A 663-nucleotide genomic window follows, 5' to 3' on the forward strand; every position below is an offset into this window, starting at 1 on the left:
AATCCTGCTGCGATGCACCTGGCTTGACCCGGCAGAGAAAGAGGCCCGTCGTTTGCATCTGCAGGGTATGACGGTTCCGGATTATACGGTGAAGGTGAGAAAGTGGTTTTGTGTGATGTGTGACGAAAATTATGAGGGGGAAAAGTGCTGCCCGAGTTGTGGTACCGGGGTATACAGCAGGGAGGGGGGGCAGGAGGGCAACTGGAAGGATAGGAACTGAGCGGTTCAGTCGCGGAAATCAGTTGCAGAGCTGTAATGATATCTCCGGGAGTGCTGCGTTGGTAGGGGCATCCCGGAATAGAGAAATTTTAGCACTTTGCCCTGAATGATTGTAGACGTCCAGAGTACTCGTACAGGTCTGAGTTATTACAGTTAGATATTCACTTTTTCTCCCGCATACTTCACATCTGTCAACGACGGATGAAAAGTGGTTCTTCCGCAACCTGGGTGGAAGAAAATGGATGAAACTTTCTGGCGAACAAGGATCTAAGCTGTTTTAAGTTATGGGCAACGCAATGCACTCTCTTAAGACACTTCTACAGTTACCTTGCGGATGGCGATGCAGTCGACAAATTATTAGCTCTGACGGTATAACCCTCCATCTCCACGGAAAACGCAAAACAGCACAATGTCCTGAATGCTTTAAGCGTAGCGACTCTGTTC

At 48.7% G+C, this 663-nt stretch carries 1 protein-coding gene; it reads left to right on the forward strand.

Annotated elements, in window-relative coordinates; all coding sequences use genetic code 11:
* On the forward strand, positions 1–220 hold a 220-nt coding region (locus BEB54_RS28165; protein WP_213077034.1), incomplete at its 5' end, for a putative zinc ribbon protein.
* Positions 221–663: the final 443 nt, after the last annotated feature.

Source organism: Escherichia sp. MOD1-EC6021 (assembly GCF_002965245.1).
Lineage (GTDB): Bacteria > Pseudomonadota > Gammaproteobacteria > Enterobacterales > Enterobacteriaceae > Escherichia > Escherichia coli_F.